Origin of the sequence: Streptosporangium sp. NPDC002544 (assembly GCF_040295965.1) — a bacterium.
In the GTDB taxonomy this organism is placed as follows: domain Bacteria; phylum Actinomycetota; class Actinomycetes; order Streptosporangiales; family Streptosporangiaceae; genus Streptosporangium.
In genome coordinates this window covers 1-15,325 of the sequence record NZ_JBEOWJ010000028.1, presented here as the reverse complement: position 1 = coordinate 15,325, position 15,325 = coordinate 1, and the positions used below count along the sequence as shown (strand labels likewise).

Genomic DNA, 15,325 nt, shown 5'->3' with positions numbered 1-15,325 from the left:
TTGATTCTCTTTCCAGGACTCAGAGCTCGATGCGGTGCGGAACGAATGACGATGTGTCGTCGGTGATGAACCCTGAGGTCTCGCGGATGCCGACACCCGCCGCCTCGTCGTGGACCATCCAGGCGCCGAGCACGGGGCGCCAGCCGTCGAAGACGGGCAGCGCCTGGAACTCCTGGTAGACGTACCCTTCGGCGCCGTAGCCGCCCGAGGTCTCGACGCGCTCGCCGGGGGTGACGATCCGCATGCTCGCGCCCTCGCGGCCGAGCAGCGGCTTGGCGATGTACGAGGACATGTCGCGGGGGCCGTCGAGATAGGCGGGCAGCAGGTTCTGGTGGTCCGGATACAGCTCCCAGAGCACCGCGAGCAGCGCCTTGTTGGACAGCAGCATCTTCCACAGCGGCTCGATCCAGGTCATCGAGACCTGCTGGCGCACCGCCCGTGTGCCGAACGGATCGGCGACCGCCCACTCCCACGGGTACAGCTTGCAGAGCGAGCGGATCACCCGGCGCTCCATGTCGACGAAGCGGAGGTTGAGGTCGTCCCAGCCGATGTCCTCCATGGCCACCGCGACGGTCTTGAGGCCGGCCTGGTCGGCGGTCTCCTGCAGGTAGGCGAGGGTCATCGCCTCCTCGCCCGAGGTGTCCATGTTGGTCCAGGCGAAGTGCGTGGGTCCGGTGGGCAGGCCGGTCGAGATCTGCTGCCACCTGGCGATCAGTCGTTCGTGGATGGAGTTCCACTGGTCGTCGTCGGGGTAGCGGTCACGCAGCCAGAACCACTGCACCACCGAGCTCTCCAGCAGGCTGGTGGGGGTGTCGGCGTTGTACTCCAGCATCTTGGCCGGACCGGTCCCGTCGTAGCGCAGGTCGAACCGGCCGAACAGGTGCGGGTCGTTCCGCTCCCAGGAGGCGGCGATCTCCGGGGCCACCCAGTCCGGAATCGCGAAGTCGGCGTAGCGGTTCTTCTCGATGACGTGCTCCACGGCGTGCAGGCACATCCGGTGCAGATCCTCGACCTGGTTCTCCAGGTCCAGGATCTCGTCCATGGAGAAGACGTACTGCACGGTCTCGTCCCAGTACGGGCGGGTGAGACCTTCGGGGTGTGCCGAGCGGTGGTAGGCCAGGCCGTGGCCTTCGATGATGCTCTCCCAGTCGGCGCGGGGGAGCGAGGTCTCGCGTCTCATCTGTGCCGGATCAGCTCCCGCTACCCGACCCACTGCGCCCGCCGAAGCCGCCCCGCTGGATCACGGTGCCCTTACCGCTGGTGATTTTGACGTCCGAGGGGCGCAGCGTGGTCCCCTGCCGGATGCGGGCGCCGCTCCTGACGCCGCCGTAGTACCAGCCGTAGGCGCCCCGTGACCCGCGGTAGCGGCTGTCGTCGCAGAGGTCCTCGTCCACCACCCGGTACGTGCCGTCCGGCTGGCGGCTGTTGAGATCGACGCACTCGGCGCCCACCTCCTTGTAGTCCTGCTGCGTGGAGCAGGAACTGACCAGAAGCATTGAGACGACGCTGATCCCGGTGATGGTGACCGCCCTGGAAGCCTTGAACCCCGAAGGCTTGGCGGGTGGCCTGCCGGGAAGATCCTGTGATGCGGCCTGCGGGTGTTTTGGTGGTTGGGCCATCGAGCTCCAATGAGATGCGTTGGCCTAGGCTATCGATGCTGTTTTGTCGGTTCAACCGCGGTATGGAGCCATGGTGAGAATCACCGTTGCGCACACATGGGAGATCGCGTCCGGTCGGCCCGGCGAAGAAGGGTGATCATTCCCCGTCCGATGTGTAATGTTCTGGCAAAGCACAGGGAACGAGGGGTCCGCGGTGCCGGAGATCAGACCGTTGCGGCCGGGGGATCCGCCGCGACTGGGGGAGTACTCGCTCAGGGGCAGACTGGGGGAGGGCGGTCAGGGGGTCGTCTACCTCGGCGAGTCCGAGGGTGGCGAGCGCGCCGCCATCAAGCTGCTGCATGTGCGCTTCACCGAGGAGGTCCACGCGCGTGCCCGCTTCGCGCGCGAGCTGGCGGCGGCTCGCCGGGTGGCCTCCTTCTGCACCGCCCGGGTGCTCGACGCCGACCTCGACGGTGAGACGCCCTACATCGCGAGCGAGCTGATCGAGGGCCCGTCGCTGCGCCGGGTCGTCGAGCGCGACGGACCGCTGTCCGGTGAGGAACTGGAGCGCCTGGCCATCGGCACCGCCACCGCGCTGACCGCGATCCACCACGCGGGCATCGCGCACCGGGATTTCAAGCCCGACAACGTCATGCTCGCCATGGACGGCCCCCGGGTGGTCGACTTCGGCATCGCGAAGATCATTGACGAGAGCGGGACGATCACCACCCGCGCGGTCGGCACCCCCGCCTACATGGCGCCCGAGCAGATCGCCGGAGAGCGGGTGGGGTTCCCCGCCGACGTGTTCGCCTGGGGCTCGACCATCGTCTTCACCGCCACCGGAAAGGCCCCTTTCGGGAGCGACACGATCGTGGCGACGCTCAACCGTGTCATCAACCACGAGGCCGACCTGAGCGCCCTGCCCGACGGGTTGCGTGAGCTCGTCGCCGCCTGCCTGAACAAGGACCAGAAGCTCAGGCCCACCTCGGACGTGCTGTTGAAACGCCTGCTCGGCCACCCGGTGGACGAGGCGGAGGCATCCGAGGAGGTGCTGGCCGAGGGCGTGCAGGCCGCCACAGTGGATCTGACGCGGCCGGAGGGGCCGGTCAGGCGCACCCGGAGGCGGGCCGCGATCGCCGGCGGGATCGCCGTCCTCGGCGGGGTCGGCGCCTTCCTGGCCGTCCAGTTCGGTTTCCCGCCCGGCGGGCGGGCCGAGCCCACCCGTCCGCCGTCATCGACCCCCTCGGTCGCGGCCGAGGTCACGAAGGTCTCCACGGGCTCACCACTGCTCGATCGGATCAAGGCCACCGGCAGGCTCCGGGTGGGCTACCGCGGCGGCCTGCCGGGGATCTCACTGGGCGACGACCCGCCGCGCGGGTTCGAGGCCGATGTGGCCGCCTACCTGGCGAAGGCCCTGGCGGTGCCCGAAGGCGGTCTCAGATTCGTGCCCGTGGGCTACTCGGACAGGGAGGAGTGGGTCGAGAAGGGCAAGGTCGACCTGGTGATCTCCAACCTCTCGATCGACGATGCCGACCGTAGCCGGGTCGCCTTCGCCGGGCCGTACTACGTCGCCCACCGCGACGTGCTCGTCCTTGCCGATGCGAAGATCGACAAGCTGAAGGACCTGCGAGGCAAGAGGATCTGCCTGTCACCCGGGCAGACCACGGGCACGATCATCCGTGGTAGAGGTGTTGGCTTCGTCCCCACAGAAGGTGATCCCGCCCAGTGCGCGTCCCAGGTGGGCGACGGCAGCGCCGACGCCATGGTCGGCGACGACCTGCTGATCGCCGGCTTCGGCGCCCGCCTGCGCGGCGTCAAGGTCAAGATCGTCGGAGTCAGGCTCACCTCGGAACGGTACGGTGTGGCACTTCGAACCGGCGATCCGGTGGCCTGTCGGAAGATCAACGAAGTGATCACGTCCATGTACGCGGACGGAACCCTGGCACACCTGCTCAAAAGCCACCTGGGCAGGGTCGACTTCCGCTTCGAGACCGCGCTGCCCCGCCTGGAGACCTGCTAGACCCTCTCCCGCGAGTGGTCAGGTGACTCCTGGCAACGCGGGGAGGCGTCGCCAGGATGACCTGGGTGGGCAGAGGGACCAGGGGAAGGTCACGTCAGGGGTTCGAGCAGGTGATCCCCTTCGCGGGAACCTTCCCGTCGATCAGGTAGGCGTCGGTCACCTTCGCGATGCAGGCGTCACCGGACAGGTAGGCGCCGTGTCCCTCGCCCTTGTAGGTCACCAGCACGCCGGTCCTGAGTTCCGAGGTCAGTTTCGGAGCCCACTCGTACGGGGTGGCGGGGTCGCCGGTGCCGCCGATCACCACGATCGGGGCCGAGCCCGTGGCGTTGACCCGCCTGGCCTCGTCGCTGCCGGGAACCGGCCACATCGAGCAGGTCAGGCCCATCCCGCTGCCGCCGAACAGCGGGGAGACCCTCATCGTCTCGGCCTCGACCGTGGCCAGTTCCCCGGGAGTGGGCCGTTCCGCGGTGTCGACGCAACTGATCGCCGGGAAGCTGCTCATGAGCGTCGTGTAGCTGCCGTCGGGCAGGCGACCGTTGTAGCTGTCGGCCAGCGCCAGCATGATCCGTCCGTCCCCCTTGATCGCCTGGCCCAGCGCCTGGTCGAGCAGCGGCCAGGTCATCTCCGAGTACAGCGCGGCGGCGATGCCGGTGCCCGTCAGTCCCTGCGTCAGGGTACGGTCGCCGACCTCGAGCGGGGTGTCCTTCAGGTCGTCCATGAGTTTCACGACGTTCTTGTTGGCGAGGGTCACGTCGGTGCCGATCTCACACTGGCGGGGTTCCTTCACGCAGTCCTTGAGGAAGGCGTTGTAGGCGTGCTGGAAGCCCTTCGTCTGGACCATCGTGCGATCGGCCAGGGACACGCTCGGGTCCAGCGGGGCGTCCAGCACGAACCGGCCCACGTTCTTCGGGAACCTGGTCGCGTAGACCGCGCCGAGCTGCGTCCCGTACGAGATGCCGAAGTAGTTCAGTTTCTCCTCGCCCAGGGCCTCGCGGAGGCGGTCCATGTCCGCGGCGGCGTTCACCGTGCCGACATAGGGCAGCAGCTTGCCCGAGGTCTGCCCGCAGGCCGTCACGAACTCCTTGGTGGTCTGCCGGATCTCGGCGCGATCGGCGTCGTTGGTGGGCAGGGTGTTCATCGAGGTGTACTTGTCCATCATCGCGTTGCCGCCGCACCGGACGCCCGAACTGCGGCCGACTCCGCGGGGGTCGAAGCTGACCAGGTCGTAGTGGCGGTTCAGAGTGGTGAAGGCCTTGGCGGCCTGGGCCAGGGTGTCGACGCCCGAGGCGCCGGGACCGCCGAAGTTGAAGACCAGCGAGCCGATTCGCTTGCCGGGACCCGAGGCTCTGACGCGGATGACGGCCATGTCGATGGAGTCGCTGTCAGGTTTGGCGTAGTCGAGCGGGACCTTGAGTTTCCCGCACTGCTGCGCGCGTTCGGACTGCGCGGGAGGCTGGCCGCCGGGTCGCTTGATGTCGGTGCACGGGCCCCAGGCGATCGTTCCCGAGGGCGCGGCCGTCGGCGTGGTGGCGGTCGGCGCGGAGGTGCCCGCGGCGACACTGTTTCCTTGGCCGCCGCTGCCGCAGGCGGCGAGCGCGGTTGACAGGGCCGCGACCGTCGCGGCCGCCCTAAGGATTCTTGCCATGAAAAAGCTCCCCCTGAAATCGTTCGCCGGGGGAAGCGATTCCACCCTAACCGGGCGGGCCCCCATGGAAAAGGAGAACCCGCCCGGAAAGGATCACACGCCCATGGACTGGGTGTCGTTGCTCTCGGCGCCCCCGGCCTCGGTCACGCCGTTCTTCAAGTGGTACATGGAGATGGCGTCGCCCAGCACCTCGGGGTCGAGCTCACCGCGCTCGACCAGCCGGGTGAGCACGGCCAGGGTGATCGAGGCCGCGTCGACGTGGAAGTGGCGGCGCAGCGCCGACCGGGTGTCCGACAGGCCGAAGCCGTCGGTGCCGAGCGAGCTCCAGTCACCGGGAACCCACTGGGCGATCTGGTCCTGGACCGCCCGCATGTAGTCGCTCACGCCCACGAACGGCCCCTGGGCCTTCGACAGCGCCTGCGTGACGTACGGCACGCGCTTGTCCGCCTCGGGGTTGAGCAGGTTGTGCTCCTCGGCGGCGAGCGCGTCGCGGCGCAGCTCCGTCCAGGAGGTGGCCGACCAGACCTCGGCTGCCACCCCCCAGTCCTCGGCCAGCATCCGCTGGGCCTCCACGGCCCACGGTCCGGCCACACCGGACGCCAGGATGTTGGCCCTCGGGCCTGAGACGGCCGGAGCCGGGGCGAACCTGTACAGACCCTTGAGCAGGCCCGCCACGTCCAGGTCCGCGGGCTCGGCGGGCTGGAGGTAGGGCTCGTTGTAGACGGTCAGGTAGTAGAAGACGTTCTCCGGTTGGTCGCCGTACATCCTCCGCAGGCCGTCCTTGACGATGTGGGCCACCTCGAACCCCCACGACGGGTCGTAGGAGACCGCCGCCGGGTTCGTCGAGGCGATCAGCGGGGTGTGGCCGTCCTCGTGCTGCAGGCCCTCGCCGTTCAGCGTGGTGCGGCCGGCGGTGGCGCCGAGCAGGAAGCCGCGGCCCATCTGGTCGGCGAGCTGCCACATCTGGTCGGCGGTGCGCTGCCAGCCGAACATCGAGTAGAAGATGTAGATCGGGATCATGTGCTCGCCGTGCGTGGCGTACGACGAGCCGACCGCGATCGTGGAGGCCATCGAGCCCGACTCGCTGATGCCCTCGTGCAGGATCTGGCCCTCGGTCGACTCCTTGTACGACAGCAGCAGCTCGCGGTCGACCGCCTCGTAGGTCTGGCCGTGCGGCGAGTAGATCTTCGCCGTCGGGAAGATCGCGTCGAGACCGAAGGTACGCGCCTCGTCAGGGATGATCGGCACGAACCGGTGGCCGATCTCCTTGTCACGCATGAGGTCCTTGAGCAGGCGGACGAACGCCATGGTGGTGGCGACGTTCTGCTTTCCGGAGCCCTTCTTCAGCTGCGCGTAGGCGGCGTCGCCGGGAAGTTTGACCGGCTTGGCGCGCATCACGCGCTTGGGCAGGAAACCGCCCAGAGCCGCGCGCCGCTCCTTCATGTACTGGATCTCGGGGTCGTTCTCGCCCGGGTGGAAGTACGGGGGAAGGTCGGCCTCGAGGGCGGAGTCGGGGATCGGCAGGTAGAGCCGGTCGCGGAACTCCTTCAGGTCGGCCTTGGACAGCTTCTTCATCTGGTGCGTCGCGTTGCGCGCCTCGAAGTCCTTGCCGAGGGTCCAGCCCTTGATGGTCTGGGCGAGGATGACGGTCGGCTGGCCGACGTGCTCGCGAGCCGACTTGTAGGCCGCGTACACCTTGCGGTAGTCGTGGCCGCCGCGCGACAGCTTGCGGATGTCCTCGTCCGACAGGTGCTCGACCATCTTGCGCAGGCGCGGGTCGTCGCCGAAGAAGTTCTCGCGGATGTACTCGCCGGACTCGACGGAGTAGGTCTGGAACTGGCCGTCGGGGACGGTGTTCATCTTGTTGACCAGCACGCCGTCGACGTCGGCCGCCAGCAGCGGGTCCCAGTCACGGCCCCAGACGACCTTGATGACGTTCCAGCCGGCGCCGCGGAAGTAGGACTCCAGCTCCTGGATGATCTTTCCGTTGCCGCGTACCGGGCCGTCGAGACGCTGCAGGTTGCAGTTGATGACGAAGGTGAGGTTGTCGAGCTCCTCGCGGGCCGCCAGGCCGATCGCGCCGAGCGACTCGGGCTCGTCCATCTCGCCGTCACCGAGGTAGCACCAGACGTGGCTCCGGCTGGTGTCCTTGATCTTCCGGTTCAGCAGGTAGCGGTTGAACCGGGCCTGGTAGATCGCCCCGATCGGGCCGAGACCCATGGAGACCGTGGGGAACTCCCAGAAGTCGGGCATCAGGCGGGGGTGCGGATAGGAGGGCAGGCCCTTGAAACCGTGCGAGAGCTCCTGGCGGAAGGCGTCGAGCTGGGCCTCGTTGAGGCGGCCCTCAAGGAAGGCGCGGGCGTAGATGCCAGGTGCGGCGTGGCCCTGGAAGAAGACCTGGTCTCCGGACTCGCCGTGGTCCTTACCGCGGAAGAAGTGGTTGAAACCCACCTCGTAGAGCGACGCGGCCGAGGCGTAGGTGGCGATGTGCCCGCCGACGTTGGTGCGGGCATTGGCCCGGGTCACCATGACCGCCGCGTTCCAGCGCGTGTAGGCGCGGATCCGGCGCTCGACGTACTCGTCGCCTGGGAACCAGGGTTCACGCTCCGGCGGGATGGTGTTGATGTAGTCGGTGCTACGCAGGCCGGGCACACCGACCTGATGCTCGCGAGCCCGTTCCAACAGCCGAAGCATCAGGTAACGAGCACGAGTGCGACCTTCCGTCTTGATGACGTTGTCGAGCGACTCGAGCCACTCCTGGGTCTCACTGGGGTCGACATCAGGAAGCTGGCTGGGTAGGCCGTCGCTGATGATCGAGAAACGCTGGCGTCCGGAAGCCACTGGGTCTCGCCTTCCGAGGATGGACTTTTGTCTGGTGTAGGTCGTCTTCCATCCTGGTCGCTTACCCCGGAAAGTGCATCTCTACTTACCGGTAACCAGGAGATCCCTGCTGGCAGGGGTACATAAGTGGCCTAGACCACCGATGGTAGGACGAATTGCCGTCAAAGGTTACATCGAGGTTCCCTCTTTTTTACAGGTCCCCTCCCTGTGAATCCGGGTCCCGCCGGCTGGCCGGGTCCGGAACCCTCACGCGAGGAGGGCTCCCAGGGCTGGGAGGAGCGACTGAAACCTTGCATATATGTAACGAGTGGCGCTCCCTCTTAGTGCCCTCCGCGCCCCTTTCGTACGCCCATGGAGAGCTGGAGCGTCCCGTATAAGGTGATCTACCCAGTGTGGGCGCGTGACGGATGGGGCGCCTGATGCGCTCCGCGCCGGGTGCGGTCGTCAGCGCAGCTCACGATGGATCGTAGGATCGGTATGTGAGATCTCAGACGATCGAGGTGGTAACGGGTTCCCGGGAGCGGGTGCACGACATCACCTCCGAGTGCGAGAGCTTCGTCCGGTCATGTGGGGGCGACGGTCTGTTGAACGTCTTCGTGCCCCACGCGACCGCCGGGGTCGCGCTGCTGGAGCTGGGCTCAGGCAGTGACGACGATCTGCTCGTGGCGCTGGAGGCTCTGCTTCCCGCCGATGACAGATGGAAGCATGCGCACGGCTCAAGAGGGCATGGACGGTCGCATGTCATGCCCGCCCTCATTCCGCCGTACGCCACCGTCCCGGTCCTGTCGGGGCGGCTCGCGCTGGGAACCTGGCAGTCCATCGCCGTGGTGGATCTCAACGTCGACAATCTGGAACGCCAGGTCCGTTTGTCATTTTTGTCGGACTAATTCATACGTAGCCCAGTCGTTGCCGTGGCGACCGTTGACGACTAAGGGTCACAGCGTGTGGACTGTGCCGAAGCACTTTGAGCACCGTGTGATTGCGGGGCCATCCAAGCAGGAGGGACAAACGTGAGCGCGACCGCGGGTCAGGCCCAGGGCGAACGCGGCCTGGCCGAACGACTCGGCCTCAAGCAGGGTCAGGTGGTGCAGGAGGTCGGATGGGACGAGGACGCTGACGACGATCTGCGCGACTCCGTCGAGGAGCTGACCGGTAACGAGCTGGTCGATGAAGACTTCGAGGACGTCGTCGACGTCGTGCTGCTCTGGTGGCGTGACGGTGACGGTGATCTGTTCGACGCCCTGAGCAGCGTGGTGACCAACCTCACCGATGGTGGCCAGATCTGGCTGCTCACTCCCAAAGCCGGCCGGGACGGGCACGTGGAGCCGAGCGACATCGGGGAAGACGCCACCACTGCGGGTCTCTCGCAGACCAGCAGCATCAGTGCGGCCCCCGACTGGTCGGGGACGCGTCTGGCGACGCCCAAGGCGCGCCGCTAAGGGTCCGCCCTGCCGTACGGCTCGCGCGAGCCGTACGGCAGGATGATGACGCATGCCTCATGCGACGAAAGGAACCCCGGCCATGGCGATCGAGGTGGGTACCCAGGCTCCGGGCTTCGAGCTGAGCGACCAGCACGGCACCCCGGTCAAGCTTTCCGACCACCGGGGCAAAAAGATCGTGCTGATCTTCTATCCTCTCGCGTTCACCGGCGTCTGCAGCGGCGAACTCGACGCCATCCGCGACGAGTTCATGGCCGACACGCCCGAAGACGTTGAAGTTCTCACCATCTCGATTGACTCCATCTTCGCTCACCGTGCGTGGGCGGATCAGAAGGGCTACACCTTCCCGCTGCTCTCCGACTTCTGGCCGCACGGACAGGTCGCGCGGGCGTACGGTGTGTTCGATGAGGAGAAGGGCTTCGCGGAGCGCGGAACCTTCATCATCGACGGCGAGGGCGTGGTCCGCTGGCGTGTCGTGAATCCGATTTCACAGGCCCGCGACATCGCCGAGTACCGCAAGGTGCTCGCCGAACTTCCCTAAGCGGTGATCCGGCGACCGCCCGTTCACGCGGCGCCCGCCGGTCCGACCTCTCGGAGGCGATCATGCCCTGCTTCTCCTGCGGGGCCAGGCAGACCGACCCGATCCGTGGTGCCAGCCCGTGGACGCGCGGGGTGCGCGACGAGACGCAGGTGCTGATCTGCCCGGACTGCCGGCGCACCCATGAAGTCGAGCTCGACACGTGCTCCTCATGCGGCTCCGTCGCGCTCATCTGCCGGCTCGGCGAGGTGGAGTGCCGGTCCTGCGGCTCGGTGCGGCTCGCCCGCGCCGACGGCCGACCGGCCGTCGCCTGTGCCCCGGGCCTGGCCGACGAGGTGGAGGCCGCCCTGGCCAGGGTGCTGCGCCGGGTCCCCTGAGGGGCCGTTCTCGCCTGGAGGCGGGGCCCCGGTGAGGTCACGTCCGCGTACGTGGTGTGCGAGTGTTCGGGATCGGGTCGGCCGGTCACCGCTGGGGTGAAAAGCGCGGCCAGGGTGGGGAGTGGGAGTTTTTGTGATCTGGGTGGTTCGGCGCGCCACCGGCCTGCCGAACCACCCAGATCACGGAAGCCACCGCGTGCGGCACCGTCCCATCCAGCGATGATCACCCGAGATGCCGGTAAGCCGCATATGAAGCCGTAGCCGGGGTTCCTTTCCGATCCCCGCCATATCGGTGGATCTACCCCATCCGAGCGCGCATGCCGTGCGCTAGGGTCGGGCTCGGTCCCGCTCCTTCGAGCCGCTGGATGGGTGCATGAGCTCCTTCGTTGTTGCCCTTGACGTCGGTGGAACGTCGATGAAGGGCGGCCTCGTCACCAGGTCCGGCGAGATCATCCACATCGACCGCCGCACGACTCCACGGGATAGGGGCCCCGCCGCCGTCGTCGCGACGATCCGGTCGTTCATCGACGACCTGGCCACCGCGGGCGGCGGCACCCCCGCGGGCGTCGGACTCGCCGTGCCCGGCCTGGTCACCGCCGATGCGGCCCTCTACTCCGCCAACATCGGCTGGAGGGACGTCCCCGCGACGGATTTCGTCCCGCTCGACGTCCCCGTCATGCTCGGCCACGACGTCCGCACCGGCGGCCTCGCGGAGAGTGTCCTGGGTGCCGGTCGCGAGCTCTCCGACTTCCTGTTCCTGCCCATCGGCACCGGCATCGCGGGCGCTGTGATCCTGCACGGCGAGCCGTACGGCGGGAGCGCCGGCTGGGGCGGCGAGATCGGCCACATCCCGGTCTTCCCGGAGGGCGAGCCGTGTGCCTGTGGCCAGATCGGCTGCCTGGAGACCTACGCCTCCGCCTCCGCCGTAGCCCGCCGCTACTCCGCTCGCGCCACCTCATCCACCGCCCCCGCCTCGCCCGTCACCGTCCCCAGCACCTCGCCCGTCACCGCCACCGCCGAGCAGGTCGCGGCCCTGACCGCCTCCGGAGATCCTCTCGCCATGGAGATCTGGGGCGAAGCGGTCGAGGCGCTCTCCCTGGCCCTGGCCACCTACACGCTCCTGCTGGACCCCTCGGCCATCGTCCTCGGTGGCGGCCTCGCCGAGGCGGGCCCCCTCCTCTCCGTTCCCCTGGCCGAGCGCCTTGGCGAACGCCTCGCCTTCCGCGACGCACCGCCTCTGCGCCAGGCTGCCCTCGGCATGTCAGCCGGCATGCTCGGCGCAGCCCTCCTCGGCTGGCGCGCCGCCGGTTTCGCCGACGCGGGGGCCAACTGGTCTCCCGATGTGCTGAAATCCCCCCGGGTGGCGTAAGGTGTTGTCCCGTCTGTCCAACGGGATTACCCCGGGCGCTTAGCTCAGCGGTAGAGCGCTCGCCTTACAAGCGAGATGTCACTGGTTCGAACCCAGTAGTGCCCACCAAAATGGTTCTGACCTGCGTTAATAGGTCAGAGCCTTTCGTGGTTTTGGGTGGGTGTCGGGACTGCGGTGCTTGGTGACCGCTCGCCATCCTGGCTTGCCGTCAGCTTCGCAGATGCCAATGAGCCCGAGGAGGCGGCGAACGCGGCGTCCCGGATGCTGGACGTGTCGCTCGACCTCACCGCTCAACGCGCCCGCGTGGTCCTGACCCGGCTCAAGCATTACGCCGCTGTTCTCCAAATGCGCGAGCTGCTGATTCGCTCCATACGTTCAAGATCTCCGCAGCAAGGGAGAAGGGGCTTTTGTGACGTTGGCGATACGCTGAGTTGCCAAAGCTCCTCTTGGATCAGCATAAGAAATTTATTATGCTGAAGTGAACTGGCAGATAGTGATCGTTCCAGAGGTCCGGGACTGGCTTCACGAGCTACGGAAGGCGGATCGGCAAACGCTCTTGCTGATCGCTGCGGCCTTGGATCGGGTCGCCGAGGAGGGGCCCGGTTTGGGGCGGCCCTTGGTGGACACGCTTCGAGGGTCGACTATCCGTAACCTCAAGGAGCTGAGACCTGGATCCAGCGGGCGGAGTGAGGTGCGGCTGCTCTTCGTTTTCGACCCCTGGCGTCAAGCCGTGTTCCTGGTCGCCGGAGACAAGTCCGGCGACTGGAGCGGTTGGTATGACGTGGCGATCAAAACAGCAGAGGCGCGTTTTGCCCGGTACCTCAAAGAGGGGGAGCAATGAGCGATCAGGCGGTGACCTGGGAGGAACTGCGTGCTGAGCTTGTCCAGCCCGGCGATGAGCAGGAGGTCGCTCAACTCCGCGATGGGCTCGTAGCTCGCCAGCGTGCCTACCAACTCGCTGAAGCCAGACGTAAGCTCGGCCTACGGCAGGAGGATGTCGCTCAGGCGATGGGCGTGTCACAGGCCCGCATCTCACAGATCGAGAGCGGAGTGATCAGCGAAGTGGCCACCCTGGCTGCTTACGTAACGGCGCTCGGAGGTCAGCTCAAGATCGTGGCCGATTTCGGCGACTCGGTCATGGTGCTCGACACGCCTCGCGGTCGTCGTACGGGGTGATCTTGCCCATGATGGATGCCATGTTCCGGTGTTCTTCTCTTCGACAGGGCGGTCCGGGCGCAGAAGATCTGTGAACGCGACCACCACGGGTTGGTGGCCGAGATCTATGAGAGGAAGGTGTGATGACTGGTTATCACACCCGCTGGGTGCGGCCTGAACCTGAGATCAAGGATCCCGAACGGATCATGATCCGTGAAGCGTTGGCTTTTGGTAAGGCGCTGTATGACCGGCGTGGTGCGCTTGGACTGACCGTGGCGGAGCTGGCCGAGCGTGCGGGTATGACCGAGGATGAGATCGAGTGCATCGAGGAAGGCGGGACCGCGCCGACGATCGCCTTGCTGCGGCATCTGGCCGCGGCGCTGAACGCCGACGTTCGCCTCACCTCCGGTCATGATCTGGGGTCGGTCTGGTTCGAGCCACACGCGGCCTGATCGGCGGACACCGGTCACCCGGCGCGCAGGAATCCCGCTCGCTGCCGAGGTGCTGTGGGGAGTCATCGAAATCAGCACTGATGACAGGATGCGCAGAGAGCGCGAGTTCTGGGTGACAACGGCCACGGACGGGGCCGGACTGGAGTTGCCCCGGTTCGGTAGACACGTCAGGGCTTTCGGCTACGCGGCAGCATAGCCACCTTCGTGAACGTTCTTGAGTGCGTGTCGGCGCTCGTGCTCGGCCGGGCTGAGCTGGCCGTTGGCTGAGTGGTGGCGGCGCGGGTTGTAGAACCCCTCGATATAAGCGAACACCGCGCGTTCGGCCTCGGACCTGCTGCGGAAGGTGCGCCGGTCGAGCAGTTCGCACTCCAGCGAGGCAAAGAAGCTCTCGGTGATGGCGTTGTCGAAGCACGTCCCGGTGTGGCCCGTCGACGGCCGGACTCCGGCCTGGGCACAGCGTCGACCAAAGGCGATCGAGGTATATTGCCCGCCCTTGTCGCTGTGGTGGATCACTCCAGGACTGGGGCGACGCTGGTGGATCGCCATCGCCAGGGCGTCGGTGACCAACTCGGTGCGCATGTGCTCGGCCATCGCCCAGCCGACGATGCGCCGGGAGAACACGTCCAACACCACCGCGAGGTAGACAAAGCCCTGCCAGGTCGGCACGTACGTGATGTCGGCGGTCCAGATCCGGTTCGGCTCTTCTGCTTCGAATTTTCGTTTGACCAGATCGGACGCGGCGACGGCATGCTGATCGGCGATCGTGGTGCGGCAGCCCCTGCGCCGGCTCACCACGGCCAGCCCGGCCGCGCGCATCAGCCGGGCCGCGCGCTTGCGTCCGATGCAGATCCCGTCGAGCTCGCGCAGATCGGCGTGGATGCGCGGCGCTCCGTGGATCTCATCCGAAGCGGCGTGGTGAGCACGGATCTTCTCGATCAGCTCGGCGTCGCGGCAGGCGCGTGCCGACGGGCCGCGCCGATGGCGGGCGGCCCAGGCGTAGTAGCCCTGGCGCGACACACCCCGCACCCGGGCCGGCAGGGAGACGTCGTGGTGGTCTTGCTCCGCATCGATCAGCCGGAACCTCATCTCGGCCGATCCATCTCCCGCGCGAAGAAGACCGCGGCCTTACGCAAGATCTCCTTCTCCTCGCGGAGAAGCTTGACCTCGCGACGCAGCCGGGCCAGCTCGTCTTTTCCGACGCTGATCAGGCCATCGGCACGGCGACCGTCATCAAGGTCGGCCTGGCGCACCCAGGTACGGATCGACTGGGCGGAGGGCTCGAACTCGCGAGCCAGTTCCTCCGGCGACCGTCCCGCGCGCATCAGTTCCACCATCTGCCGGCGGAATTCCGGCGGATAGTTGTTCGGCACAGTGGACTCCTTCCGGGAACCAGGGCTCCCCAGAGATCAGGTGTCCACCAAACCGGGTCAACTCCAGGCTGCGCTGCGCCCTCTTCGACGGTCATCTGGAGATGATCGCTGTCACCGACCTCTTTTGTCGGCAGCCAACTCAGACCTCGGTGTGGCAGCGCCAGCCAGCCCAACGTGCCTTACATGGCTTAACGGCTTTCAAGCGGCTGACCAGCTACTTCGCTTGACAACCCCAGATAACGATCGTGCACTGCGACCCGGGCGCCTGCGACGCCACCTCCGGGTCGGCGAAGGTGAGGATGCGCGGCCGGCCGTCGGGGCTTGAGCAACAACGGAACGGCCAGTGGCGTTAGGGAGCTGACGCGGGTGGGGGTGCCGTCCTCCGGCGTTCCGCTCAGCCTGAGTGATCTTCATATCCGCCGGGCATCGTGACGGGTGGTCGGGGCGCGTCCGGGCCGGCCGGTGAGCCGGTCCTCAAGGCCGTCGAGGAGGGCTTGGAGGCCGAACTCGAAGGTCTGATC

At 67.2% G+C, this 15,325-nt stretch carries 14 protein-coding genes and 1 tRNA gene; 10 read left to right on the top strand and 5 right to left on the bottom strand.

What is annotated here, in order from left to right; all coding sequences use genetic code 11:
- Positions 1-19 precede the first annotated feature (19 nt).
- Together ABT061_RS33970 and ABT061_RS33965 are read right to left on the bottom strand one after the other, a co-directional pair.
- Positions 20-1,180: a glutathionylspermidine synthase family protein gene (locus ABT061_RS33970; protein WP_350925757.1), complete on the bottom strand. Its 1,161-nt coding sequence runs from the start codon at positions 1,178-1,180 to the stop codon at positions 20-22.
- 10 nt (positions 1,181-1,190) lie between these two features.
- Positions 1,191-1,496, bottom strand: a complete 306-nt coding sequence (locus tag ABT061_RS33965; RefSeq protein ID WP_350925755.1) for a hypothetical protein — start codon at positions 1,494-1,496, stop codon at positions 1,191-1,193.
- Positions 1,497-1,812: 316 nt separating this feature from the next.
- Here ABT061_RS33965 and ABT061_RS33960 point away from each other — a divergent pair, with 316 nt between their 5' ends.
- A complete protein-coding gene (locus tag ABT061_RS33960) occupies positions 1,813-3,618 on the top strand; it encodes a serine/threonine-protein kinase (protein WP_350925753.1) in 1,806 nt (601 codons plus the stop codon).
- A 94-nt stretch (positions 3,619-3,712) separates the two neighbouring features.
- Here the strand turns inward: ABT061_RS33960 and ABT061_RS33955 are convergent, their stop codons facing one another.
- Positions 3,713-5,263, bottom strand: a complete 1,551-nt coding sequence (locus ABT061_RS33955; RefSeq protein WP_350925751.1) for an alpha/beta hydrolase — start codon at positions 5,261-5,263, stop codon at positions 3,713-3,715.
- A 93-nt stretch (positions 5,264-5,356) separates the two neighbouring features.
- Entirely contained in the window at positions 5,357-8,104 is a 2,748-nt protein-coding gene (aceE, locus tag ABT061_RS33950) for a pyruvate dehydrogenase (acetyl-transferring), homodimeric type (protein WP_350925749.1), read from the bottom strand.
- A gap of 479 nt (positions 8,105-8,583) precedes the next feature.
- Between aceE and ABT061_RS33945 the strand changes: the two genes are divergently transcribed.
- The 9 genes from ABT061_RS33945 to ABT061_RS33905 all read left to right on the top strand — a co-directional run bounded on the left by ABT061_RS33945 (position 8,584) and on the right by ABT061_RS33905 (position 13,434).
- On the top strand, positions 8,584-8,991 hold the full coding sequence (locus tag ABT061_RS33945) for a secondary thiamine-phosphate synthase enzyme YjbQ (RefSeq protein ID WP_350925747.1): 408 nt from the start codon (positions 8,584-8,586) through the stop codon (positions 8,989-8,991).
- 123 nt (positions 8,992-9,114) lie between these two features.
- The gene (locus tag ABT061_RS33940; protein WP_030920118.1) at positions 9,115-9,543 is read left to right on the top strand and encodes a DUF3052 domain-containing protein; all 429 of its coding nucleotides are present in this window, start codon (positions 9,115-9,117) and stop codon (positions 9,541-9,543) included.
- 82 nt (positions 9,544-9,625) lie between these two features.
- Complete coding sequence (locus tag ABT061_RS33935; protein ID WP_350925745.1) at positions 9,626-10,084, top strand: peroxiredoxin; 459 nt, start codon at positions 9,626-9,628, stop codon at positions 10,082-10,084.
- 62 nt (positions 10,085-10,146) lie between these two features.
- Positions 10,147-10,458: a hypothetical protein gene (locus tag ABT061_RS33930; RefSeq protein ID WP_030920115.1), complete on the top strand. Its 312-nt coding sequence runs from the start codon at positions 10,147-10,149 to the stop codon at positions 10,456-10,458.
- Between the two features lie 373 nt (positions 10,459-10,831).
- Positions 10,832-11,827 (top strand): ROK family protein, encoded by a 996-nt coding sequence (locus ABT061_RS33925; RefSeq protein ID WP_350925742.1) that lies wholly within the window; start codon positions 10,832-10,834, stop codon positions 11,825-11,827.
- A gap of 33 nt (positions 11,828-11,860) precedes the next feature.
- Positions 11,861-11,935 (top strand) — tRNA-Val (locus ABT061_RS33920).
- 370 nt (positions 11,936-12,305) lie between these two features.
- On the top strand, positions 12,306-12,668 hold the full coding sequence (locus ABT061_RS33915) for a type II toxin-antitoxin system RelE/ParE family toxin (RefSeq protein WP_350925740.1): 363 nt from the start codon (positions 12,306-12,308) through the stop codon (positions 12,666-12,668).
- On the top strand, positions 12,665-13,003 hold the full coding sequence (locus ABT061_RS33910; protein ID WP_350925738.1) for a transcriptional regulator: 339 nt from the start codon (positions 12,665-12,667) through the stop codon (positions 13,001-13,003). The genes ABT061_RS33915 and ABT061_RS33910 overlap by 4 nt, the downstream gene beginning before the upstream one ends.
- A gap of 185 nt (positions 13,004-13,188) precedes the next feature.
- A complete protein-coding gene (locus ABT061_RS33905; RefSeq protein ID WP_350923360.1) occupies positions 13,189-13,434 on the top strand; it encodes a helix-turn-helix domain-containing protein in 246 nt (81 codons plus the stop codon).
- 180 nt (positions 13,435-13,614) lie between these two features.
- Here the strand turns inward: ABT061_RS33905 and ABT061_RS33900 are convergent.
- A protein-coding gene (locus ABT061_RS33900) for an IS3 family transposase (RefSeq protein ID WP_350925953.1) occupies positions 13,615-14,768 on the bottom strand; the annotation gives its coding sequence in 2 pieces (ribosomal slippage) (positions 13,615-14,555 and positions 14,555-14,768; 1,155 coding nt in all).
- Between the last annotated feature and the right edge of the window lie 557 nt (positions 14,769-15,325).